The 22,696-nt window shown below is 62.8% G+C and carries 18 protein-coding genes; 7 read left to right on the plus strand and 11 right to left on the minus strand.

Translation table 11 applies throughout. The features are described from left to right. The first annotated feature begins 30 nt into the window (after positions 1–30). Complete coding sequence (locus OO015_RS10345) at positions 31–759, plus strand: prepilin peptidase (protein WP_265941185.1); 729 nt, start codon at positions 31–33, stop codon at positions 757–759. Between the two features lie 33 nt (positions 760–792). Here the strand turns inward: OO015_RS10345 and OO015_RS10350 are convergent, their stop codons facing one another. From OO015_RS10350 to OO015_RS10360, 3 genes are read right to left on the minus strand one after another with little or no spacing between them, the layout of a single operon-like run. Beyond that, positions 793–2,160 (minus strand): SpoVR family protein, encoded by a 1,368-nt coding sequence (locus OO015_RS10350; RefSeq protein ID WP_265942070.1) that lies wholly within the window; start codon positions 2,158–2,160, stop codon positions 793–795. Position 2,161: 1 nt separating this feature from the next. Continuing rightward, the gene (gene yhbH / locus OO015_RS10355; protein ID WP_265941186.1) at positions 2,162–3,322 is read right to left on the minus strand and encodes a sporulation protein YhbH; all 1,161 of its coding nucleotides are present in this window, start codon (positions 3,320–3,322) and stop codon (positions 2,162–2,164) included. Positions 3,323–3,350: 28 nt separating this feature from the next. After that, positions 3,351–5,288, minus strand: coding sequence for a PrkA family serine protein kinase (locus OO015_RS10360; RefSeq protein WP_265941187.1), 1,938 nt, complete (start codon positions 5,286–5,288; stop codon positions 3,351–3,353). 673 nt (positions 5,289–5,961) lie between these two features. On the opposite strand from OO015_RS10360, the gene OO015_RS10365 reads away from it, so the two are divergent. Further along, positions 5,962–7,101 carry an alpha/beta hydrolase gene (locus OO015_RS10365; RefSeq protein ID WP_265941188.1) on the plus strand — a complete coding sequence of 380 codons (1,140 nt, stop codon included), beginning with the start codon at positions 5,962–5,964 and terminating at the stop codon, positions 7,099–7,101. Here OO015_RS10365 and OO015_RS10370 read toward each other — a convergent pair. The 3 genes from OO015_RS10370 to OO015_RS10380 form a co-directional block, all read right to left on the minus strand. Beyond that, complete coding sequence (locus tag OO015_RS10370) at positions 7,098–9,026, minus strand: AAA family ATPase (protein ID WP_265941189.1); 1,929 nt, start codon at positions 9,024–9,026, stop codon at positions 7,098–7,100. The genes OO015_RS10365 and OO015_RS10370 overlap by 4 nt on opposite strands. A 12-nt stretch (positions 9,027–9,038) precedes the next feature. Beyond that, positions 9,039–9,659: a hypothetical protein gene (locus OO015_RS10375; protein WP_265941190.1), complete on the minus strand. Its 621-nt coding sequence runs from the start codon at positions 9,657–9,659 to the stop codon at positions 9,039–9,041. 202 nt (positions 9,660–9,861) lie between these two features. Further along, positions 9,862–11,268, minus strand: coding sequence for an NAD(P)/FAD-dependent oxidoreductase (locus OO015_RS10380; protein WP_265941191.1), 1,407 nt, complete (start codon positions 11,266–11,268; stop codon positions 9,862–9,864). A gap of 199 nt (positions 11,269–11,467) precedes the next feature. Between OO015_RS10380 and OO015_RS10385 the strand changes: the two genes are divergently transcribed. Then, positions 11,468–12,007, plus strand: coding sequence for a hypothetical protein (locus OO015_RS10385; protein ID WP_265941192.1), 540 nt, complete (start codon positions 11,468–11,470; stop codon positions 12,005–12,007). 26 nt (positions 12,008–12,033) lie between these two features. On the opposite strand, the gene OO015_RS10390 is transcribed toward OO015_RS10385, so the two are convergent. Beyond that, positions 12,034–13,263, minus strand: coding sequence for a PLP-dependent aminotransferase family protein (locus OO015_RS10390; protein WP_265941193.1), 1,230 nt, complete (start codon positions 13,261–13,263; stop codon positions 12,034–12,036). 119 nt (positions 13,264–13,382) lie between these two features. Here OO015_RS10390 and OO015_RS10395 point away from each other — a divergent pair, with 119 nt between their 5' ends. Further along, entirely contained in the window at positions 13,383–14,270 is an 888-nt protein-coding gene (locus OO015_RS10395) for a hypothetical protein (protein ID WP_265941194.1), read from the plus strand. Here the strand turns inward: OO015_RS10395 and OO015_RS10400 are convergent. Continuing rightward, on the minus strand, positions 14,214–15,482 hold the full coding sequence (locus OO015_RS10400) for an MFS transporter (protein ID WP_265941195.1): 1,269 nt from the start codon (positions 15,480–15,482) through the stop codon (positions 14,214–14,216). The genes OO015_RS10395 and OO015_RS10400 overlap by 57 nt on opposite strands. A gap of 194 nt (positions 15,483–15,676) precedes the next feature. Here OO015_RS10400 and OO015_RS10405 point away from each other — a divergent pair, with 194 nt between their 5' ends. After that, positions 15,677–16,534 (plus strand): polysaccharide deacetylase family protein, encoded by an 858-nt coding sequence (locus tag OO015_RS10405; RefSeq protein ID WP_265941196.1) that lies wholly within the window; start codon positions 15,677–15,679, stop codon positions 16,532–16,534. Positions 16,535–16,550: 16 nt separating this feature from the next. Here OO015_RS10405 and cofH read toward each other — a convergent pair whose 3' ends face one another. Both cofH and cofG read right to left on the minus strand, forming a co-directional pair. Beyond that, positions 16,551–17,861 carry a 5-amino-6-(D-ribitylamino)uracil--L-tyrosine 4-hydroxyphenyl transferase CofH gene (gene cofH, locus OO015_RS10410; RefSeq protein WP_265941197.1) on the minus strand — a complete coding sequence of 437 codons (1,311 nt, stop codon included), beginning with the start codon at positions 17,859–17,861 and terminating at the stop codon, positions 16,551–16,553. Then, positions 17,861–19,075, minus strand: coding sequence for a 7,8-didemethyl-8-hydroxy-5-deazariboflavin synthase CofG (cofG, locus tag OO015_RS10415; RefSeq protein ID WP_265941198.1), 1,215 nt, complete (start codon positions 19,073–19,075; stop codon positions 17,861–17,863). The genes cofH and cofG overlap by 1 nt, the downstream gene beginning before the upstream one ends. A gap of 131 nt (positions 19,076–19,206) precedes the next feature. Between cofG and OO015_RS10420 the strand changes: the two genes are divergently transcribed. Next, the gene (locus tag OO015_RS10420) at positions 19,207–20,511 is read left to right on the plus strand and encodes a DUF2851 family protein (RefSeq protein ID WP_265941199.1); all 1,305 of its coding nucleotides are present in this window, start codon (positions 19,207–19,209) and stop codon (positions 20,509–20,511) included. 727 nt (positions 20,512–21,238) lie between these two features. Further along, positions 21,239–21,760: a bifunctional nuclease domain-containing protein gene (locus OO015_RS10425; RefSeq protein ID WP_265941200.1), complete on the plus strand. Its 522-nt coding sequence runs from the start codon at positions 21,239–21,241 to the stop codon at positions 21,758–21,760. Here OO015_RS10425 and OO015_RS10430 read toward each other — a convergent pair. Next, positions 21,739–22,494: a M55 family metallopeptidase gene (locus OO015_RS10430; RefSeq protein WP_265941201.1), complete on the minus strand. Its 756-nt coding sequence runs from the start codon at positions 22,492–22,494 to the stop codon at positions 21,739–21,741. The two genes, OO015_RS10425 and OO015_RS10430, sit on opposite strands and share 22 nt — an antisense overlap. Between the last annotated feature and the right edge of the window lie 202 nt (positions 22,495–22,696).

Here is a 22,696-nt window from a genome sequence, read left to right on the forward strand (position 1 = left end):
GATGAGGCCGCCGACCGCACGGAGCGACCGATGTCCGCGTCGTTACTGATCATGCTACCGTTCGTCACACTGGCCGGGTTCCTGCTCGGCGGACTGATCGAATTGACTGCCCTGCGTCTGCCCAGTGGCGAACCATTCCTCGTCCGATCATCCTGCCCAGGCTGCGGTGCCGACCGACCTCGCTGGAGTTGGTTCCTTCCCCGCCGATGCTCGTCATGCCGTGCTGTCCCTCGTACTCAGCTCACCGTGCAACTGCTGACAGCTGCAACACTCGCTCTCGTCTGGCTACGCTTTTTCGCCGACGCTCTCGATGTCTTCCGCGTGTCGCTCTTCGTACTGCTGCTCTTCCTGATCGCGCGCATCGACTGGGCCCATCATCTCATCTACCTCGTCACGATCGTACCGACACTTATCTTTACGCTGTTGCTCGCTCTGGTCACCTCGCTTCGCACCTTTTTGCTCGCAGTCACCGGTATGACCAGTGCCGCAGCAGTGTTCGCCGTCTTCTACGGGCTTGGCTGGCTGCTGTACCGCCGGGCGGCGCTCGGAAGCGGCGACATCCTGCTCGCCGCGCTCATCGGTGCGATGGTCGGGGTGATGCGTGTCTTACCGACACTTCTTCTCGGGATGGTTCTCGCAGCACTCGCCGCGACCTACCTCCTGGCACTGCGCCGGGCTGGCCGGATGACCTACTTGCCGTACGGCACGTTTCTCGCCGCTGGCACCGTTGTCGGTCTCCTCCTCTGGGGGCCAGCCTGAGAGTAGCTGGCGTTGCTCCTCAGCTCGCCCTGGTCAGCGATGCCGCCGGTGTCCCTCGCGGGCGTGATAGCTGAGCCGGAGCGGCTCGGTACCATCGTCCGTCCGCGTCTCCAACCAGACGCGACGCCCCCAGAGGCGGAAGACGTGCTCCAGCGTCTTTTCCGCCCAGGGAAGATCGAGCTTCCGGCCGTCCCAGATGTGCCGGAGATACAGCTCACGATTCCCGAGATAGTCGCCGTCCTCGACGACGATAACGGGAATGTGATTCCCCCCGAGTTCGCTGACCAGACGTTCCCGCACCGCTTCCCAGTCCTTGTCGACGACGACCAGTTCGTCCCCGCGTCGCTCGTACAGATACAAGTCCAGCTCGTCGACCAGCTCTTCGGTGAGGTAGTTCCGGATGAGCGACACGTCGGACTCGACTTCCCGAACCAGAAAGAGGTGCTCGGCACCGTATCGCCGTTCGATATCGCAGAGCAGAGCGTACCCGAGCGCATAGGGGTTCAGGCGCCGTCCCGTCGGCTGCACGACTGCCGCATGGAGGCGTGCAAACTCGACGTGTTCCTCCGGCGTGAGATCGAGTTCTCGCATGATCCGTGCGTGCCAGCGCGTTGCCCACCCCTCGTTCAGCACCTTCGTCCGGATCTGCGGAAGGAAGTACAGCATCTCGCTCCGCACGATCGCGACGACGTCGCGTTCCCAGTCCTCGAGTACCGGCGAGTATTCATGAATGAACCAGAGGAGATCTCGTACCGGTTCCGGCGGCGTCAAGGTCGACCGCTTCGTGACGTGCTCCTCGTCCTGCCGCCCTCCTGACTGACGGTCGTCCAGCGCCCAGAGATCGTCGTAGGGCGATTGCATTCGGCGCGACCGTACGCTCGAGTCCAGTTTGGTTCCGTCCGGGACACTCGGATCGACGTGCTCCTGGATCGCCAGGACAGCGTCGAGCAGGCGTTCGACTTCCGCCTTCCCGTGCTCGAACTCGTAACGCTCGATTCGCTCAGCGTGGAGCGCGGCGATGTCGACCATGTCCCGGCGTGTCTGCACGAAGTAAGCATTGTTCGCGAAAAAGTCCGCATGCGCCATCACGTGTGCAGTCACCAGGGTGTTCTGGAGCACGGTATTGGTCTCGAGCAAGAACGCATAGCACGGGTCACTGTTGATGACCAGTTCGTAGATTTTACTGAGGCCGTAGTCGTACAGCGTCTTCTGGATCTGGTAGGCCTTCCCGTGGGTCCAGTGCGAAAAACGGCCTGGCAAACCATAAGCACCGATCTCGTACAGGACAGTCGCAGGAACGATCTCGAAATGGACCGGCAGCGGACGGAGGCCGAGCCGCTCCCCGATCGTCCAGACCTGCTCGATCCGCCGCTCCAGCTCGCGGAGAGCGCCAGCCGTCATCTCAGGCACGAGCCACCTCCTGCCCGACCTCGGGACCGAAGAAACGACGGAGCGCCTGGTAGACGTCGGCCTTGTCGCTGATCGTCACCGTGACGAGCTTCGGACTCCCGATCCGCTGCAAGGTATGCATGAGCGTGCTGTGGTAGGTGTACCGCCCTTGCCGGATCTCACCGTAGCCGAATAGGTTGACGCAACGCAGCAACTCTTCGGCGAGTTCGCGACACCGGTCGTTGTCCGACGGCCAGTTGTCACCGTCCGAAAAGTGGAACGGATAGATGTTCCACGAGTCCGGCGGATAGTGCTCGCGGATGAGCTGGAGCGCGAGTTCGTACGCCGTACTCGCCCGCGTGCCACCGCTCTCCCCCCGAGTGAAGAACTCTTCTTCGCTCACTTCCTTCGCTTCCGCGTGATGCGCGATGAAGCGGATATCCACATGGTCGTACTTCGTGCGCAGGAAACGCACCATCCAGTAGTAGAACGCCCGCGACACGTACTTCTCGAACGTTCCCATCGATCCAGAAACGTCCATCATCGCGATCACGACGGCGTTCGATTCGCGCTTGATATCGCGTTCCCACGTCTTGAAACGGAGGTCCTCGTTCGCGAAGTCACCGATCCGCGGCTGGCCACGCCAGGCGTTTCGCCGCAGGTTTTCGCGCAACGTCCGGCGCTTGTCCAAATTCGCCAACGGTCCGTGCTTCCGGATATCGGTAAAGCGAACCGTTTCTGACTCCAGCTCGCGGAGCCGCTTTTCCTCCAGGTTCGGTAACTCCAGGTCCTCGAAGATCAGCTCGCCCAGTTCGTCGATCGTCAGTTCGGCCTCGTAGTAGTCGATGCCGGGTTCGTCGCCAGCTTGTGGTCCGGCACCCGGGCCACTGCTCCCACCCGTTCGCCCGATGACGTCACCCACCTTGGTGCCGCCGGAGCCCTGTCCGACCTGCCTCCCCGCTTCCGGATCGAACCGGAACCGGTACTCCTCGAGCACCCGGATCGGCACCCGCACGATGCGTTTCCCATCGGAGGTGATGATCGACTGCTCGCTCACGATATCCGCGAGGTTCCGCTTGATCGCCTCTTTCACCTTCTCCATGTGGCGCGCCTGGTCGATCGCCCCTTTCCGGTGCAACGACCAATCGTCACGCCTGATCGCGAGCGTGAACATCGTCTCACCTCCGCAGCGCGGGCTCTCGTCAGCGGCTCAACAGCGCTCCGACGTACTTCAGCAGTTCGTTGGCGCAGACCGGACAGTAGCCATGGTGCTGCACCAACCGATCCACCACCTCGTTGATCCGGCGTAGCTGTTCGGGATCCGGCGTCTTCGTCGACGTGGTGATCTTGACGACGTCACGGAGATCCGCGAACAACTTCCGTTCGATCGCTTCGCGCAACCGGTCGTGCGAGGTATAGTCAAAGGGTTGCCCGCGACGTGCCATCGCCGAGAGCTTGATTAGCAGCTCTTCTCGGAACTGCCGCTTCTGGCTCTCCGGAATACCGATCTGCTCCTCGATCGAACGCATCAGGCGCTCGTCGGGATCGAGCTCCTCTTCCGTGATCGGGTCGATCACCTTCGTCCGGTTGACGTACGCTTCCACATTGTCCAGGTAGTTGTTGAAGAGTGTCCGGGCCTGTTCCTCGAACGAGTACACGAAGGCACGCTGTACCTCGCGTTTCGCCCACTCGTCGTACTCTTTGCGCGCTTCCGCGATGAGGTTCAAGAGACGCTCGCGCTCCTTCGGCGTGATGCTCGTGTGTTGCTCCAGGCCATCGCGGAGGCTCCGCAGCACGTCGATCGCGTTGATGCAGCGGGTTCCTTCGCGCACGATCGCCGCGGAGATACGGTTGATGACGTATCGCGGCGACACTCCGTCCATTCCCTCGCGTGTCGCTTCCTCCTGCAACTCCTTCACGTCCTGTAGGGTATACCCCTCGACGACCTGGCCATCGTAGAGCTTGAGCTTCTTCATCAGCGTCATCCCGGCCCGTTTGCTCTCCTCGAGTCGCGAGAGCACCGCGAACGTCGCTGCCGTCTCGAGCGTGCCGGGAGCGATATGGACATCGCGGATACCGCTCTGCTTGAGCAGCTTCTGGTAGATCTTGACCTCGTCCGAGACGCGCAAGTTATAGGGAACTTTGACGAGGATGATACGGTCCTGGAGTGCTTCGCTCCGCTTGTTGCCGACGAACGCGTTGTACTCGTGCTCGTTCGTGTGGCTGATGACGACCTCGTCGGCGTAGATCATCGGGAAGCGTCCAGTCTTGATACTCTGTTCTTGCGAGAGCGTGAGGAGCACGTACAGGAACCGCTCGTCGACCTTCAGCATCTCGATGAATTCGACCAAGCCCCGGTTCGCGATGTTCAACTCACCGTCGAAGCGATAGGCCCGTGGATCCGACTCCGACCCGACCTCGCCGATCGTCGAGAGGTCGATACTGCCGACGAGTTCCGCGATGTCCTGGCTCTTCGGATCCGAGGGAGTGAACGTCCCGATCCCGATACGGTGCTTTTCCGAGAAGACGATCCGGACAACCGGAACGTCCTCGTGCCGACCGCTGAACGGCTGCCCGGGCAGGCTCCAGGGGTGCGACTCGTCGCGCGGAGCATCCTCGAGCTGGTACCGGCACCACGGGCACAGTTCCCCTTCGATATAGATGCCGTACTCGCGCTCGAACTCGTCTCGCAGTGACTCCGGCACGAGATGCAGAGGCTCTTCGTGCATCGGGCACCCCTTGATGGCGTAGACGGCTCCTCGCTCCGTACGCGTGTAGCGCTCCAACCCGCGCTTCAGTTTGGCGACGATCGTCGATTTGCCACCGCCGACCGGTCCCATCAACAGGAGGATCCGCTTGCGCACTTCGAGTCGCTGGGCAGCCGACCGGAAGTACTCGACGATCTGTTCCAGTGGTTTTTCCAAGCCAAAAATCTCGTCAGCGAAGAAGTTGTAGCGGATACGCCCATCGGGCAGCTGCTCCACCCCAGCGTCCATGATCATGTTGTAGATGCGCGCGTGCGCCAGCTGGGCGATCTGTGGGTTCTTCAGGACCAGTTCGAAGTAATCAGCGAACGTCCCCTCCCAGCGCAGCTGTGCCTCTTCCGTCCGATAACGCTCCAAGCGCTCGAGAAGGTTCATGACAGCGTTCCGCTCCTTCCTGTCATGTTCAACTCGCCGGTGTTCCAACTCCATCGTCCCTCGAAGCCCCCTTTCCGAAGAACATCTCCCCTCACCGCGATCCGCGGAGTGGATACCTAGAAATCCTTCTTGGAAAGGTGGAAAACGGACGTCACCGGGTGCGGTACGGCCCAGTGACGGCTGGCCTCGCTCACCCAGCAAAAACGTTCGACAGGAGACCGACGTCCGGGTATTGCCCAGGCGAGTTACCGGAGGGTCTCCTGTCGAACGTGCGAAACTCCTTGCACTATTGTAAACGACGGGAACGGCCCCGCGGTTTCGTCGAGTCGCGTCCTGGACCATGCGGGAGAACGGTACCGGTCATCGTGCACCGCCAGTGCCAGTGCAGCGAGACGCCATGAGCGGTGAGGGAATCGTCATGCACGCCATACTCCAGAGGATCGGATCGCACCACCCGGGTACCCCTTCGCGACTGGAATCTCACCGCAATGCGAACTCGCCTCCCAGCCCGTCAGCGCCGTCCCCGGTTCTCGACGGACAATGACGGATCGTAGCCGGTGCAAATGGACGGCGCCTGAGCACCACGCACGACTCCATGCATTAGACGTCGTGTGTCGCGTTGAAAGTCGGATCTTCCCGTTCACGCACCTGACGGTATGCTTAGCAGCAAGGGATGCGTGTGTTGACCGTCGTACGTGCTGTCGGCCTTCGGTTCCTCATCGTGAATCGCTTCCCACTGGCCGCGCTCGATTTCGCCTTGCGTCTGGCCAGTGCTGCCGTGTTATCGCCATCCGGGCGCTATCGGTTCCTGCTCGCCGGTATTCACCCCCGGGTCCTGAGCGCAACCCTCCGGCGAATCCGTCGCCTGCACGACTGGCCACGCGCCTGGGTACGAACGGCACACCAGTACCTTTTGGCTGCCCACGAGCGTGCACTGGCCGGTGAACACCGCGCTGCTGCGGAACTCCAACGCGCCGCCGCACTCTGCTATCACTTCGGACATGTCCTTGTACTCGATGATCTCCTTCGGCGTCGCGCGCTCTACGCTGTCGCTACACGACTCTACCGGGCTGCGGCACCACAGCTCGATCCGCCGATCCGACCAGTTGAAGTGCCCTGGCGCGATATTGTTCTGCCTGGTTACCTGGTCACACCGGGTAGCTCGCCGGCGCCGCTCGTCGTCTTCTTGAACGGAGCCAGCACGAGCAAGGAGGAGACCGTCAGCTGGGCGCGACCGTTCCTCCAGCGCGGAATCGGCGTGCTGGCACTCGATACGCCGGGGAGCGGGGAAGTCGCCAGTCACATTCCAGCCGCGCCAGGACAGGAAGATATCGGCTGGGCGATTCTCGAGACCGCACACCAACTGCCCGGTGTGGACGGTCGAAAGGTCGCCCTGCTCGGAGTGAGCCTCCGTGGTGCCTACGCTGTGCAAGTGGCCCATGCTGTACCCGAGTTTTCCGCCGTTGTCTCGGTGACCGCCCCCTTCGACCCCCGCCTATACGTCGACGCTCTGGGCGACCTCGTGCGGCACGATGTCGCCTTCGCCGCTGGTGTCACCCCGGCCGAGCTGGCTCAACTTGCTCCCGCACTCGCGCTCACCGACATCGCGCCCCGACTCCGTACACCGCTCTTCGTCGTCGGTGCCGGGCGTGACCTGGTCGTTCCGCCGCAGGAATCGATACGGCTCTTCCGATCCGCAGGCGGACCCAAGCGCTTGCTATTCCTCCGAAAGGCGAATCACGTCGCCTTCACGCACCTCGAGCAGTGGACGAGTGCCGTCGCGACGTGGCTCGCTGCGGTACTCACCTGCTAGTACTCGAGAAGGCGGCCTTCTCCCGAATTCGCACGAGGTACCCAGACGCCAGTGTCCGGACGCCCCTCTCGGGACTCTTCACCATCGCCGACGACAGCAACCGCGCTCGATGGTTCTTGTACGCCATCGAGCTGCGCGAGGATCGCACGTTCCTCAGCTTGGCGCGCCTCGAGTGGTTCCTCCGCTTCGGGTAACGGCGGTGGGACGACCAGCTGGAACTGCGAGAGGATCTCGCGCAGCTGTTGCTCGTTCAGCTCATCGTGCTTCAACAGTTCCTCAGCGATTGCGACGACGGCCTCGCGGTTCGCCTCGAGCAGACGCTTGACGTTCTGGAACTGCCGTTGGAGGAGCCGCTCGATCCGCTGCTTCCGATAGAGATCGGGAACCATCTGGTTGTAGGTGAGCCCACTGTACAGCGAGCCATCCATGCCCCAGGCTGAGACCATCAGGTTAGCGAGATGCGTCGCCTGGGCAAGGTCGCTCGTCGCTCCGGTCATCTGGGTGCCGAGGAAGAGTTCTTCGGCAGCCCGAGCCGCCAGAGCGACCTGGATGTCGGCCAGGAGCTCCTCGCGCGTCTTCGTGAAACGCTCCTCGGTCGGCTTCGTTGCCGAAAAACCGAGCGCCTCGCCCCGGCGAATGATCGAGACCTTGACCACGCGCTCCCTCGGCTGCAGCAAGTACTGCGCGAGCGCATGCCCTGCCTCGTGGTAGGCAATGCGCCGCCGCTCGTCGAGCGACATCGTGCGGATCGGCTGTCGCAAACCGAGCTCATGGGTTTCGCGCGCTGCCGTGAAATCCTCGTAGGTGATGTAATTCCGCCCCTCGAAGTGGGCATGGATGACCGCCTCGTTGATGACGTAGCGGATGGCCGCCGGTGTGTAGCCGATCGTGTCGTATACCATGTAATCGATCGGAATATTCGGATCGTGCTTGACCTTGCTGAGGTAATACTCGATGATCTCGCGTCGTCCTTCGGCATTCGGCACGTCCACGACGATCTTCCGATCGAACCGGCCGGGACGGAGCAGAGCCGGATCCAACGCATCCGGCATGTTCGTTGCGGCGATCGTGAGAACTGGTGGCAATTCGGCTCGTCCCTTGCGGAGACCGAGAAGCCGGAGAATCCGCCCGATCAGTGTCACCTCCTGCGGTGGGGGATCGAGCTGGAGCAAGAGCTCGTTCAACATCGCGCTACCGCCCCAGCCGAAGAGCGGCCCCATGAAACCACCGCCGGCATAGCGGCCGCCGCGCGCCTGACCGATGGCATCGATCTCGTCGATGAAAAGTATGCAGGCCCCGTATTTCTTCGCGAGCTTTCGTGCCTTCCGGTAGAGCATCATGATGCGCAGGTTGCTGACTCCGAAGAACATGTTCTGGAACGACGGTGCACTCGCGTACCCGAAAGGAACATTCGCTTCCGTCGAAATGCACTGGGCAAGATACGACTTCCCAGTTCCAGGTGGACCGACCAGCAGGAGGCCGCGTATCGCTTCGCCACCCATTTCCTTGAACTCTTTGATTCCCCGAAGCAATGTGACGATACGGCGAGCGCTCTCCAGAACCTCGGGGTTTCCCTTGTAGTCAGCAAAACTGACGCCCGTCTCGCCGGGTTTTATCCAGTAGGTGCGCCCCCGGCCCAGGAACCAGAAGATCGCTGCGAACTGGACAATCACGAAGACGATCGCGAACGCAATCTGCAGCAGCGCGAACAGGACCGTGAGAACGATCGGTCCCCAGCTGGCACGCGCTGGCCATGCCCACGTGTAGAATGCGTAGGCCAACGCGGCGAGCGTCATCAGTCCACGAAAGTGCGTGCGGATGAGGTCAGCCAGGCCGACGATAACATCGTCGATTTGTTGTTCGAGATCGTCCCAGTAACGACGGCGCTCGCGCGCTTTCGGTACCGTTTGTATCTGCCCACTCATGGCTCGCCACCCTCATTGAAGCTGCGGCGTATCGACGACGAAGATGAGTCCGTCGCTGCCGACCCAGAAAATCTGGTACACCAGGCCGCTCTGATCGCTCGCATTACGGACCTCGGTGACGTAGAAATAGTATGCTTGCCCATCCGGCAGGCGATAACCGCCGATGTAAATACTCTCGCCGAACCGGAACCCTTGTCGCTGAAGCAAGTCGACCGACTGGCGGAAGGCCGCGAGCGTCTCACCAGCCGCGAGCCTCCTGGCCTTCGCATCCGGACTGAACGTTTGCCACATCCGTTCGGCGTCGAAATCTCGCTGGGCTTCCAGATAGGCTCGAACACTCGGCGGTGGTGAAATCATCGGTGCGGTACGCACCGGTGCTTCGTTGACCTGTCCCTCTGGAGGCGGAAACAGCGCCCGGTAAGCGTAGAAGGCACCCAGTGCGACGAGCAAGGTCACCAGAAGGTGCCGCCAGGCCAGCCGTACAGCCCGGATGACGAACCAGAGCACTTTCCGCAAGAGGACGCGAATCGTCTGGAGCAGGAAAAGTATCGGCCGGATGGCCGCACGGAGTACGCGCCGTCGTGCTGGTCCCGGAAGCTCAGGGACTGGAGAGACCGGTGCCGTCACAGTCATAGCGTTCGTTCGTTTCCTCGGAACATCCGGTTCTGCCTGAGCAGTCGCCTGTCCCCCAGTGTAGCACGCTGATGGCCACGGGAAACAACGCAGCAGTTCGATCAGCTTGACATTCGGCTGTCCAGCGGAGCATGGCGTAACGCTGCCATCGTGTGGGCACAGATAGCGGAGCGTGCGGTTGCCGGCCACTTCGCAGTCGGACCTAATGCGCGGCCAGTCGCTCGACGAGGCTCTGCCCGCTCGGTGGCTTCCCGGAGGTTTCCGCGATCCGGTCCAGTCGCTCCAAGCCACGCTGCACGAAACGCACGCCGAGCCACCGCAAGGGTTCCGGTTCCCACTGCCGGAGCCGATGTCGAGTCATCGGGAGCTCGGTGAGCTGGCTCGGCCGTCCGGTGATGAGATCGGCGAGGATTCGCCCCGCAAGGTTCGCGGTCGCCACACCCTGCCCGGTGTACCCGCAGGCGATCGCGATCCCTGTGCGAGGATCGTAGCTCATGGTCGGCATCCAATCCCGCGGAACGCCCAGTGGCCCACCCCAGGCATGGGTGAATCGGATCCCGTGGAGCCGGAGCACCGGGAACCATTCGTAGCACATCCGCCGCAACATCTCGTGCGTCGGATCATGCCGATCGAACGCGTCAGCGATCCGCGAACCGAACCGGTACGGGGCACCCCGACCGCCGAACATGATGCGACCATCAGCTGTCCGCTGTAGATAATCGACCGTCAAGCGCTGCGACGAGAGGAGTTCCCGATGCTCCCAGCCGATCTCTTGCCAGACCTCCTGGGGTAGCGGTTCGGTGAGGACGATGAGGGAATAAATCGGGATCAGTGCGCGATGCAACTGACGAAGCTGCGAGAGGTAGGCCTCACCAGCCAGTACCAGTACCCGCGCTCGCACCTCTCCAGCTGGCGTACGAAACGACGGCTGGCTGCCACCACGGAAGTCGATCACCGGGCTCTCTTCGAAAATCGTCGCACCCCGGCGTTCGACTGCTCGCGCGAGCCCTCGGACCAGTCGTCCCGGGTGGATCACCGCACCCTGCGGAGAATACAGGCCAGCCAGCGCCTCGGTCACGCGAACCCGCTCCCGAACCTGCTCGGCAGATAGCCACTCGGCATAATCGGTCAGCCCGAGCCGTTCGAGCGTCCGCGCTGTTTCCTCGAGAGCCGGCAACTGGTGCCAGCCGCGGGCCAAACGCAGTACGCCACCCCGATGAAGCTGTGCGTCGATACCTTCGCGGCACAGGACCCGCTCCACCTCGTCGACCGTTTCGCGCATGGCGAAGTGGACGGCGCGCGCCGTCTCGGTTCCGTAGCGACGGGCAAGTTCGGCGAGCGACAACGGAAAACCTGGATAGAGCCACCCCCCGTTACGACCTGACGCGCCGAACCCAGCAATATGTTTCTCCAGTACCACGACACGGAGGCTCGGCTCTCGTTCCAACAGGTAATATGCGGTCCACAGCCCGGTGAATCCGGCCCCGAGGATGGCGACGTCAGCCTCGACTACTCCCTCGAGAGCTGGACGCGGTGTAAGATCGTCACCGCTCGTCTCGAGCCAGAAACTGTACTGCGCATAGGTCGTTGCCATATTGACCTGCGTCATCACCGGCCCTCCTCTCGGCGCAGTATACCCGGAAGTTGCAATCGGTACGCTGTGGACTGCCGTTCCCTACGAGGGAACCATGACGACCAGTCACATCCGCTCCGCACCGGGTTGGCCCACCGTGCTGCCCCAGCTCGCACGGCACAGGCAGATCTCGTACACTCGCGAGTGAATGCGGTGTCAGCCTGGAGTGAGGCAGATGACCGACCAGAAAGGCGATCACACCATCGACCGGGAGTTCCTAAAGGCAGTGCGGCGAGTGGCAGGTTTCCGTGTTGCACCGCGCCAGATCGCGCCAGTGCTGAGCGCGCTCGAAACCCGCGGTCAGGCGATCACCCCCGAGAACGTCGCTCAAATCGTCACGATGATTGAGCGAGGGGAACGCTCTGCTCGTCAGCGCCGGAACGCTGATTTGTGGAGGCAACTGGGTACGTATCTGGCTCTCGAGGGTAAACCGCCTCATCCTGAGGCCCAGCGAGCCCTCATCGGACGAGTGCGCCGCATCCTCGGCGAGCGACACCCCGATCGCGTGTTGCTTGCTGTCGCGGTTGCGCTCGGCGCTGCCGGCTATCCGATCGAGGCACGAACGATCGCGGACGCGATCCGCTGGCTCGAGAGCCGCCTCGGCCCAGTACTCACAGCGGAAACGGTTGAACCCTATCTGCGAGAAGCGATCGAAGCGGTCGCACCACTGGACGGTGTTGGGACGAAGAAGCCTCCTCGAAAGCCTCGCCGGTAGCGCCTCGCCTCGACCGCGTGAACGTCTCAGGCATCGCGGGAGCCAGCGGCCGCAAGTCCCCCGGCGATGGCTTCCCGGACGACCTCAGCCAGTCGCGCGATCCCTTCGTCGATCTGCTCCAGTGTTACAGCGCTATACGACAAACGGAAGTGACGGTCCCCACTCCCGTCCCCGTAGAACGCTGGTCCAGGTATGAAGTCGACTCGCTGCTCACGGCAGGCAGCAAGGAGTTGCGTGGCACTCACGCCCTCCGGGAGCGTCACCCAGATGAAGAATCCGCCATTCGGCCGAGTCCACGTCACACCGTCCGGCATCTCCCATTCCAGGGCAGCCAGCATCCGCTCGCACTTTCGCCGATAGATCTCGCGGAGTTGCACCAGATGTGCGTGATAGCGCCCCGTGCGGATGTACCAGTCAGCCAGCGCCGCTGTGAAACTGTTCCGCAGGGCATCGATCCGCGCGCGAGCGAGCGTCGCCACGATCGGCGCTGGCCCCACTACGTACCCGAGCCGTAAGCCAGCTGCGATCGTCTTCGAAAGCGTGCCGCAATAGAGTACATTGCCGGGCTCGGCCAGGCTGTAGAGTGTCGGTGGATAGTCACCGTGGAATCGCAGCTCGTAATAGGCGTCATCCTCGATGATGAGAAGCCCTCGTTCGTCAGCCAGCTGCGCTAGAGCACGCCGGCGTTCGAGAGAAAGCTCCACTCCGGCCGGATTCTGGAACGTCGGCAGCGTGTAGAGGAACTTCGGGCGACGACCCTGCCGCTCCAGACGATCGAGTGCCTCCGCCACGGCAGCCGGATCGATCCCATGCTCGTCGACCGGGATACCGACGAGCTCTGCTCCGGCGAGCTTGAACATACTCGTCGCACCCATCCAGGCCGGTGCATCGATCAGCACCACGTCACCAGGGTCGAGGAGCGCATCGCAGATGATGCCCAGTCCGTTGCTGGAGCCGAGCGTGACGAGGATCTGCTCGGGCGCAACCTGCATACCTTGATCGCGAGCCAACTTCTGAGCAAGCGCCTCGTTGAGCTCGTCAGGGCGGATAAGGTTCTGGTATCCGAGCGCATCCCGGCGCTGGTTCTCCGCCAGGAACTCAGCAGCCAGTGCCATGTCTTCCAGCGGTAAGCTCTCCCAATCCGGATCTCCATACACGAACGAAATCATACCCTCCGGTGGGACACGCGGTGGGCGCTCGGCAGCAGCTGCGATGCGCCCTCGCCTCGACCACCTCGCATGCCAACGCTCGTCCATTGCAACGGCTCCTTCCTCGGGCGTGGTATGCTGCGCGGCGACAGGCCGCCGTCTCAGTATAAACCGGACGGCGATCGAGTGATCGTGAGTCTTGGAATGGACGGGGGGAGGAGTGCACGATGAGCGTGATCGCTGATCCACAGCTCGTGATGGCGGTCCACCGCGCTGTCGCACACTATCGAGATCTCGAGCCGCAGTCGATCCCGGTCGGCCATCCCGAGGTACCGGAACTCGCTACTCCCAACCGATTGGCCTATGCGCTCGGGTGGATCCTCGCTGCAGCGATCGTCGGGAGCCGTTACCGCACGGCAGGTATCGACGTGCTCCCTGTCTACCATCCTGAGCATGGTTGGGACCGGTTCCTGGTGACGCGTCGCGTTTCTTGCCGACTCTACGCGACGGAGCCGGCTGACAGTCTCGGCACCCTCTGGGTCGGCGAAGACGATGCACCCGTCTTCACCATCGGTCAGAGCGTCCGTTTGACCCTCGGGAAGCTCACCCAACACGATCCTGGTGAAGCGCTCCGTCGTCTCTTGTTCGCGGTTCCCGCCCCGCGCCTACGGCAAGGAGATCACTCGACATGCCCGCACGTGCGCGCGGAGAAATACCCGATGATCTACCGTGTGACGGCAGAACTGATCGCCGACTATCCTGCTCTGATCGCAGCTCGAGAGATCTACGTCGACGACCAACCGATCGACGGCGCCTATCACCCGCTCTACACTGCATCGGGTGCCCGACTGACGGGTTGGACGTACGACTACATCCAGTACCTGGCCGGCGACCGTATCGTCTTTCTCGGAATCGACGGACGGCTCGCCACGTTCGAGGTCGAACCAGGTATCTGGCGCACCGAGGAGGCACCGTCGGAGGAGGAGTCGACCCTCCGCAGCTATCTGGAAGAGCGGCTGGCTCTCGGTCGGCCAGGACAGCCGGTCGTCGCTGTTGGGCTAGGTAAGCCGGAACACGGCGGGAACGCGCCAAGCGACGAACAGGGAGAGAGCTGAGGTAGCAAGAGCTCCAATCAAGAGAGCATGGTCGATCCCGATCACGTCGCCCAGCGCTCCTAATGGCAACGCACCCAACGGCATAAAGCCCCAGGTCACCATATACAGCCCCATGACGCGCCCACGCACCTCGTCATCGACCGCGAGGTGCAGGAGCGCGTTGTTCAAGGCCATGTAACTCGCCCCCAAAAATCCGGCGGCGAACAGACAGAGTGATACGACCGGAAGCCAATGCACCAATGTGAACAGCGAAACGACGAACCCATAGAGGACGATGACCGTTACCATCGCTGCGCCACGGCGGCGTATTCGCTGGAAACCAGCGACAAATAGGGAACCGGCCAGCGCACCGGTCCCGCCAACGGCATAGAGCAAGCCGAGTCCACTCGGTCCAAGATGTAAGACGTCGCGCGCCAAGACTGGTAAGAGCTGGAGATACGGGAATACGAGTAGGGTCGGCACGCTCGCGAGCAGCAGGAGTGCGAGAACGACCGGCATCCGCCGAACATACCGGATGCCGCCAACGAGACTTTCCAGGAACGACTCAGGAGCCCGGCTCGCCTGGGGAGTTCGCGGAAGGCGACCGGTATTCAGGAGTGCAAGCGCGAGACAGCCTGCCTGGAGGAGCAGCGTTCCGCTGACACCGAGGGTTGCGACCATCGGGCCGGCGAGCGAGGGGCCGACGATGCGCGTCATGTTCATGCCCGCCGAGAGAAGACTGACCGCATTCGGCACTGCCTCTCGCGGCACGTAGCTGGGTATCACCGCCTGCCGCGTTGCGTTGTTCGCAGCGAGCAACATCCCATTGAGGAGCGTGGCACCGAGCAGCAGCCAGGGGGACACGCGCTGTGCCAGGACGAGAGCGGCCAGACCGACACTCAGTGCGAGAGCTCCTCCCTGGCAGACGAGCAGCATCGTGCGCCGATCCACACGCTCGCTGAGCGTGCCCGCTGGAGCTGCGACGAACAGGAACGGGATACCACCGGCAAAACCGAGCAGCCCGACCCAGAATGCCGAATCGGTCAGCTGCAGCATCAACCAGGCGGTAGCGACTTGGAGCATCCACTGGCCGATCTGGGTGAGAACGCTCGACAGCCACAGAAATCGATAGGCACGGTAGTCGATCAGCGCCGCAAGAAGGCTGCCGACGCCTCGGTCGGAGGACCACGTCACGGCAGCAGCGGACCTCTCCGGTTGTCGGGCTCTCGTCATCCCGACCTCCCGCACAACCCTAGCGGGCAGCTACAGTTGTCGCAAGTATCCGAGAAGTCGAGATGCAACAGCTCTCCTCGATGCCCCGAGCTCGCCGGACGATCGCCTGTTCCACCCGGGTGGACTGAAGCGTCTGCCTGCAGCTGCTAGGATAGGATTCGTCGAAACCATCCACACGAAGGGAGGGAGGAACGATGGGACGCTGGCACGATGGGACGCAGTGCGCTGTCCTGTTCACGTTCGACGTCGACGCAGAGACACTCTGGCTCTCGGGCAGCCTCGAGCAGAGCGATCGCCTGGGACTTCTCACACAAGGTACCTACGGGGCACGGGTCGGCGTGCCCTTGGTGCTCCACGCACTGCGCCGCTACGACATCAAGGCAACCTTTTTCATTCCTGGCTGGGTGGCCGAACACCATCCCGACATCGTCGCCGCGATCGCTGATCAGGGGCACGAGATCGCCCATCACGGTTACTTGCACGAGACGGTCACCGAGCTCGACGAGGCAGCCGAGCGACACGTCCTCGAACGCGGAATCGAGGCGCTCCGCCGGGTCACCGGTCAGGTACCGGTCGGTTACCGTTCGCCCGCTTGGGAGGTGACCACGCGGACGCTCCGTTTGCTCGCCGAGTATGGTTTCCGCTACTCGTCGAACCTCATGAGCCACTTTCTCCCCTGGCAGCACCCGGACACGCAACTTATCGAGCTACCCGTCCAGTGGCTGCTCGACGATGCGCCGTTCTTCCTCTTCCGCCCTGGTACCGGCTCACGACCGATCCAGACGGCCCAGCAGGCGTTCCAGGCCTGGGTCGAAGAGTTCCAGGGCATCTACCGCTTCGGTGGGCTCTTCAACCTGACGCTGCATCCCCAGCTGATCGGTCGCCCGGGTCGCATCCTCATGCTCGAGCGGCTGATCGAGCACATCCTGTCCTACCCACGCGTGTGGATCGCGACGGGGCAACAAGTGGCAGCATATTGGGCGGACCATCTCGCCCGCAACCCGCAGGAGTGGCGGCAAGGGCTGGTCTACGACCCACTCACGCACCGCTGAGCGATGCTGCGCCGGCTCAGGCAGCCGGCGTGCTCCCAACCTGTTGCAGCACGATCCGGTAGTGCTTCCGGAACGCAAAGCGCTCGTCGCGGATAAGTTCGAAGTATGAGCCAAAGCGCTCCGGATGCTCGGCCGCCTCGTCCAGCGGGTGCGGTGGATCTTCATCGGTCAACGGTGACCGAAGCTGGTAGAGTGTCGTCCGTTCCGCTGGAATCCGACCGGCATCGCGGATCCAACGTCGGAGTTCGCGCGGCGGCACGAGCTGGCCGTACGTGGCACCAGCTGCCGTCGAGATACTCTCGTTGATCAGCGTTCCACCGAGATCGTTGGCCCCAGCGTTCAGACACCACTGGGCCAATTTCGGCCCTTCCTTCACCCACGACACCTGGATGTTGCGCACGTGAGGATAGAGCATGATCCGGGCGACCGCGTGCATCTTGACCACTTCCTCCCCGGTCGCACCGGGTCGCAAACCAGGAATCAAGCGCTTCCGATACATCGGCGCCTCGCTGTGGACCAGGCTCAAGGGTACGAACTCGGTGAAACCGCCCGTCTCCTTCTGAATATCCCGAATCAACGCAAGATGAGCGGCCCGATGCCGGTTGGTTTCGACATGGCCATACATGATAGTCGCCGTGGTCGGGATGCCGAGCCGATGCGCAGTCGTGATCACCTCGACCCACTGTGCAGTCGTGATCCGACCTGGGGAGATGAGCCGCCGCACTTCGTCGTCGAGAATTTCGGCCGAGGTGCCTGGCAACGACCCGACGCCCGCGTCCTTCAAACGGAGCAAGTACTCCTCGATCGAGCAGCGTGCCCGTAGCGCGCCGTAGACGACTTCCTCCGGCGAGAAGCCATGGATATGCACCTCCGGCAGCTCAGCCTTGATCGCGCGACAAATGGTCGGATAGAGATCCGGGTCCATCTTCGGTGGCAGGCCTGCCTGTATGCATACCTCGGTCGCACCGAGTTCCCATGCCTCCTTTGCCCGACGGACCACCTCCTCGAGAGGCAAGAAGTACCCTTGCTCCTCTCGGTGCCCACGAGAAAAGGCACAAAAGCCACAGCGCTTGATACAGACGTTGGTGAAGTTGATGTTCCGGTTGACGACATAGGTCACGACATCGCCGACCGCGCGACGCCGCAACTCGTCAGCAACCGCCATCAATAGGAGAAGATCGGGGCCGTGCGTGTCGAACAACCGCGCGCCTTCCTCGACGGTGAGCTCGTGACCAGCCAGCGCTCGGTCGAGAATGCGAGCGACGTCGAGTGACGCCGACGCGAGCAGCCGATCCACCATATCGCGCAGAGCACTGCCTCCCAGCATCACCACAACTCCTTCTCCGGCGGAACCAATCCACCCGGGTCGACCAGGACGGCGACGCGCTCACGGACCACCGGATCGAGGAACTCCTCTCCACGCCGGATGTACTCCGGATACACCGCGAGCCGTTCCCGTAAGACAAAGCCGAGCCGCTCTGTCCGCTCTTTCAGTTCGCGGAGATGCGGCCAGGCTCGTTCCGGGTTGATATAGTCTCGCGTCACCGGCGAGACACCACCCCAATCGTCGAGTCCAGCGAGCAAATACAGGTCGTAGCCGTCCGGCATCAGGTTCGGAGGCGCCTGCAGCGCTGTCGTCGTGCCGAGAATCAACCGGGCCACAGCCAGCGTCCGCAGCATGTCGAGCAGCGTCGGCTCTGGCCAATCACGCATCCGGATGTCCGGCTTGCGACGGAAGTTCTGCACGATCACTTCCTGGATATGACCGTAGCGATCTTGGAGCGACCGGATCGAGTAGAGCGCATCGACCCGCTCGCGCGGCGTCTCGCCGATCCCGATCAGAATGCCGGTCGTGAACGGTACCCGACGTCGACCAGCAGCCTCGATCGTCTCCAATCGCACAGCTGGAACCTTGTCAGGGCACCCCCGATGCGCGCCACCGCGCTCCAGCAAGCGCTCGCTGATCGTCTCCAGCATCAGCCCCATGCTCGCAGTGACCGGGCGCAGCAAAGCGATATCGTCTTCCGTCATGACACCCGGGTTGGCATGCGGCAGCAGTCCGGTGCGCTCGAGCACCAACGCGCACATATCGTGCAGATACTCGATCGTCCGCGCGTAACCACGCGCTGCTAACCACTGGCGGTAAGACGCATACCGCAGTTCCGGCTTATCCCCCAGGCTGAACAGCGCTTCCTTGCATCCGGCGGCACGACCCGCCTCCGCCCCAACGAGTACTTCCTCCGGCGTCATCGTGTGCGCTCGCGGATCACTCGCCCGACGAACGAACGTACAATAGGCACACTGATCTCGACATAAATTCGTCAACGGCAGGAACACTTTCCGCGAGTAGGTGACCACACGGCCGGAGCGGCGGGCGCGTACCGCACGTGCTGCCTCGAGCAGGAGCGGCAACGAGTCGATATCCGCTTCAATGAGCTGATAGGCGGCAGCGGGGTCGAGTGACCCGGCATCGACTGCACTGGCCAGGGCTCGCTCGAGACCGCTATCGACAGGTCTCAGACTGATGATCTCCAGGGTCACCGGAAGGCCCCTCCCTTCTGCACCTCCCGAGCACCTGTCAGTATGGCCGACTCGATGCCGGCTCACCAAGGAGTGCAGGGTCATCGCAATCCTACGTTTCGTTATACTGACTTCACGATGCGGGAGGCAGTATGAAGCCCAGCGAGCAGTGGCTGGCACAGGTCTGGCAAGCGCAGTGGCTCCATGGTGATCTCCTGACCACGGACGGCAGGCCACTCCGGATCGTTTATCGCGGCGTCTGGACGCATCGTCGCGGTCCGGATTTCGCGGACGCCCTCGTCGATCTCGCTGGCACTCTACGCTCCGGCGACATCGAACTCCACGTCAAAGCATCGGACTGGTTCACCCACGGCCACCATGACGATCCGGAGTATGATACTGTGATCCTGCACGTCGTATGGCAGGACGATCTGGGTCGACCGGTCACACGCCGCGACGGGCACCGGATAGCGACACTCGAACTCTCGCGCTTCCTCGCTCTCCCCGCCGACGAGAGTCACAGCTCGCACGCCCGCCCACTCGGCACGCTCGGTTTCCAGTATTGCGCCCCATCGCTCGCCGCGCACGAACCGGACGTGCTCCACAGGCTCCTCGAAGAGGCCGGCGATCGACGCCTCCGCGACAAGGTCGCGCGCCTGCATGCTCGTCTGGGGGCCCAGACTCCGGGCCAAACGCTGTACTGGCTCCTCGCTGATGCTCTCGGCTACCACCGAAATCGCGACGGCATGCGCGCGGTGGCAGAGAACCTGCCACTCGAGCGCATCGAGACAGCCCTCTTCGCTACTCGAGGTGACCAGCGTTTTGCGACTGCTGCCGCTTTTCTCCTCGGCACGGGCGGCTTCCTACCAGTCTCGAATCGAGAGCGCCACTTGGCACCACTCGATCAATCCACTTGGCAGGCGATCGAGACCATTTGGGAGAATTGCAGGCATAGCGCCACACCTCCGCCGCGCTGGAACCTCGCCGGCATCCGCCCCGCCAATCATCCTCTGCGCCGCCTCCTTGCGCTCGCCTCGCTCATCGCTTCAAGCGATCGCGGGATCCTGACCGAACTCATCGACCGCATCCGCACTGACCACCCGCGAACGGCACTGTCCCGGTGGTTCCAGAGCCACCCCATTCCGCTCGGCCGGGACCGGCTGCACGACATCCTGGTCAACGTCATTATCCCATTCGTTCTCGCGTACGGTGAGGCAATGGAAGACGAGACATTGCACGAGATCGGCATCCGTCTCTGGTATGCCTTGCCAGCTGGACGCGGAAACGCTCTCACCCGTCTCACCCTCGAGCAGATCTGCGGGCCCCATCCTCTCAAGATCCGTACCGCGCGGGCCGAACAGGGACTGCTCCACCTCTACCACACTGGCTGCCGACCACGCCGGTGTCACGAGTGTCCGATCGCTCACCTCGTCCTCCAGCGCGGTCACATCGCCTGAGTGTCACAACGAGCAGGGTATCCCTCCAGCACTGCTTGTCCGACCGACCACCACTCGCGGAACGCCGCTCGCGGACCGCCGGTTGACAGCGATCCGCCTCACCGCTGAAATCCCGACTAGGTTAGTCGGGATTGGCGATGGGAGCAAGGATGTCCGTTTCCACGAGTCGTTCCGTACACTGGTGTTATTCAGTCCAGCAGGCGACATCGGGATCCTCCCAAGCGACCGACGCACTGTCGACCGGGTGTGCAGACCGCTCCGTTGGCTGCCAGTCTCACCGCGGTCAGCACGTGCCCTTCGGGCTTGTCCACTTCGAAACCCAGGTTCGAGCCGTTCGCCACCGGACACAGCTGGGGCTTCGCCAACCGACAAAGCCCGGTGCAGCCCATAGGCCTCTTTTCAACGAGCCATCCAGAGCCACGGTGGGGAATCGCTGCAAAGGCAGGTACTGCCGGCCAACGTTCCGGACCGATCGCAAGAAGGCGAGCAGACACGCCGAGGAAATCACCGAGGCCGCGTTCCACGACGCCGCTCGGTCGATGCCGATCGAGCAGCTGTCCCTACTGGAGTCGACTCGACAGCTCCGCACAGGACGGGCACCCAATCACATACCAGCTCTGCCCGCACCGAGGCTGGCACCCAGCTCTGCACCAGCGTCGGCACACTCGTCGCCCTCCGCTTCCGAACAACGCCCGCCCGACGAAACGAAATCCAGTAAGGGGGTATCATGATCGATCGTGTTCCGGTCGTCCTGCAGGGTATCAGCTGGTCACGCGACCACGGTCACCCGCTGCTTCTCCTGCGGGCCCTCGAAGTCGACATTTGTTTCGCTGTCGTCGCTGACGCCGACGAGGCGCGCGCCCTCTCGACCTGTTCCTGCATGCCCGACCGCACCAGGCGACATCTGGCACGCCTTCTCGTGGATCTGCTTCGCACGTTGGGTGCATCGATCATCGACATCGAGCTTCACCAGGGAGAACAGAGGGTGCTCCGAGCAGTGCTCCGAATCGCCTCGCCACGCGGTGTACACCGCTTCGACATACCTGGTAGCGACGGACTCCTGCTCGCCAGCGAAACCGGTGTGGTGCCAGTCATGGCTCTCGAAGAGATCCTGGCCATCGACCGGCGCAGCCACGGGCAGGGCTTACCGAACGAAGCTCGTTTCTCACTCCCGCCATACGTGCTGGAACTCCTCGCCGAGCTGGAGCAGTTCGGATCGCTGGATGATCACTCCGATGTCTCCGAGTGACAGCGTACCGCCAGTGCGGCACCTGGAATCACTTCCTGCACGCGGCAAAGCGCCTCGGCGACTGAGGATGACTCGAGGGCCTGGTGCTGCCCATCAGGCGACACGATGTCCCAACGAACCGGTAACTCAGGACGATAGACCCACCACCAGGAGCGACGCATCAAGACCCACGCGAGTGCATCAGCGAGCGCTGCGCGAGTACGCTCGACGGGCAGGCACTCTGCCTCCTCGGCCGAGAGCGCTCGTTTCACAGCGACGGCAGCCGTCTGCTCGACCCATCCCTCAGCTTCCCGCGTCAACCCACGATCACCCGTGACCAGCACCAGCGGTATGCCGAGCTCGCCGAGCCATCGACTAGCTAAGGCGAGTTCGCCAGCTTCCCTGCCATTCCAGACGATGCGCCACCCAGGGCACAGGGTCTGCGGAGCGAAGGCATCGCTCTGCCCGGTGCGTGCATGGAAACCGAGGAGTACTGCGACCCACCGTCCTGTTGGTAGCGGCAGCGAAGCAGCCTCGATTCCGGCTTCCAACAGGCCCGGCGGAAGCAGCCGACCATGCCAGTCCAACAGCATGACGCGTTCGATTCCTATTCGCCGTGCAGCAACCGCGACAGCATTGACTTCCGCAGCGTAGTTCCCGAGCGCACTCGAGTAGCTCGGGTGCGTGGAGTCACAGACGGACCGCCGTTCAACGCACGAAATTCCTTCGAGATCGGCCACGATCAAGAGGTCCACTGCCGCTCCCTTTCAGCCGCCACCATCGCGGGTCCCGATCCGCTCGAGGCACAACCGATTCGCTCGTCTCGTCACACCCCCCAGCAGCCGCAATGGGTCCCTGCGCAACCCGACGACCCCGCTCGGGCGCAGTGCGGGCTCCCACCATTCCACACTGCAGCGAACCATGCAAGGGAAACACAAAGGCTGCCGGGGAAGAATT

The organism is Thermomicrobium sp. 4228-Ro (assembly GCF_026241205.1).
Lineage (GTDB): Bacteria > Chloroflexota > Chloroflexia > Thermomicrobiales > Thermomicrobiaceae > Thermomicrobium.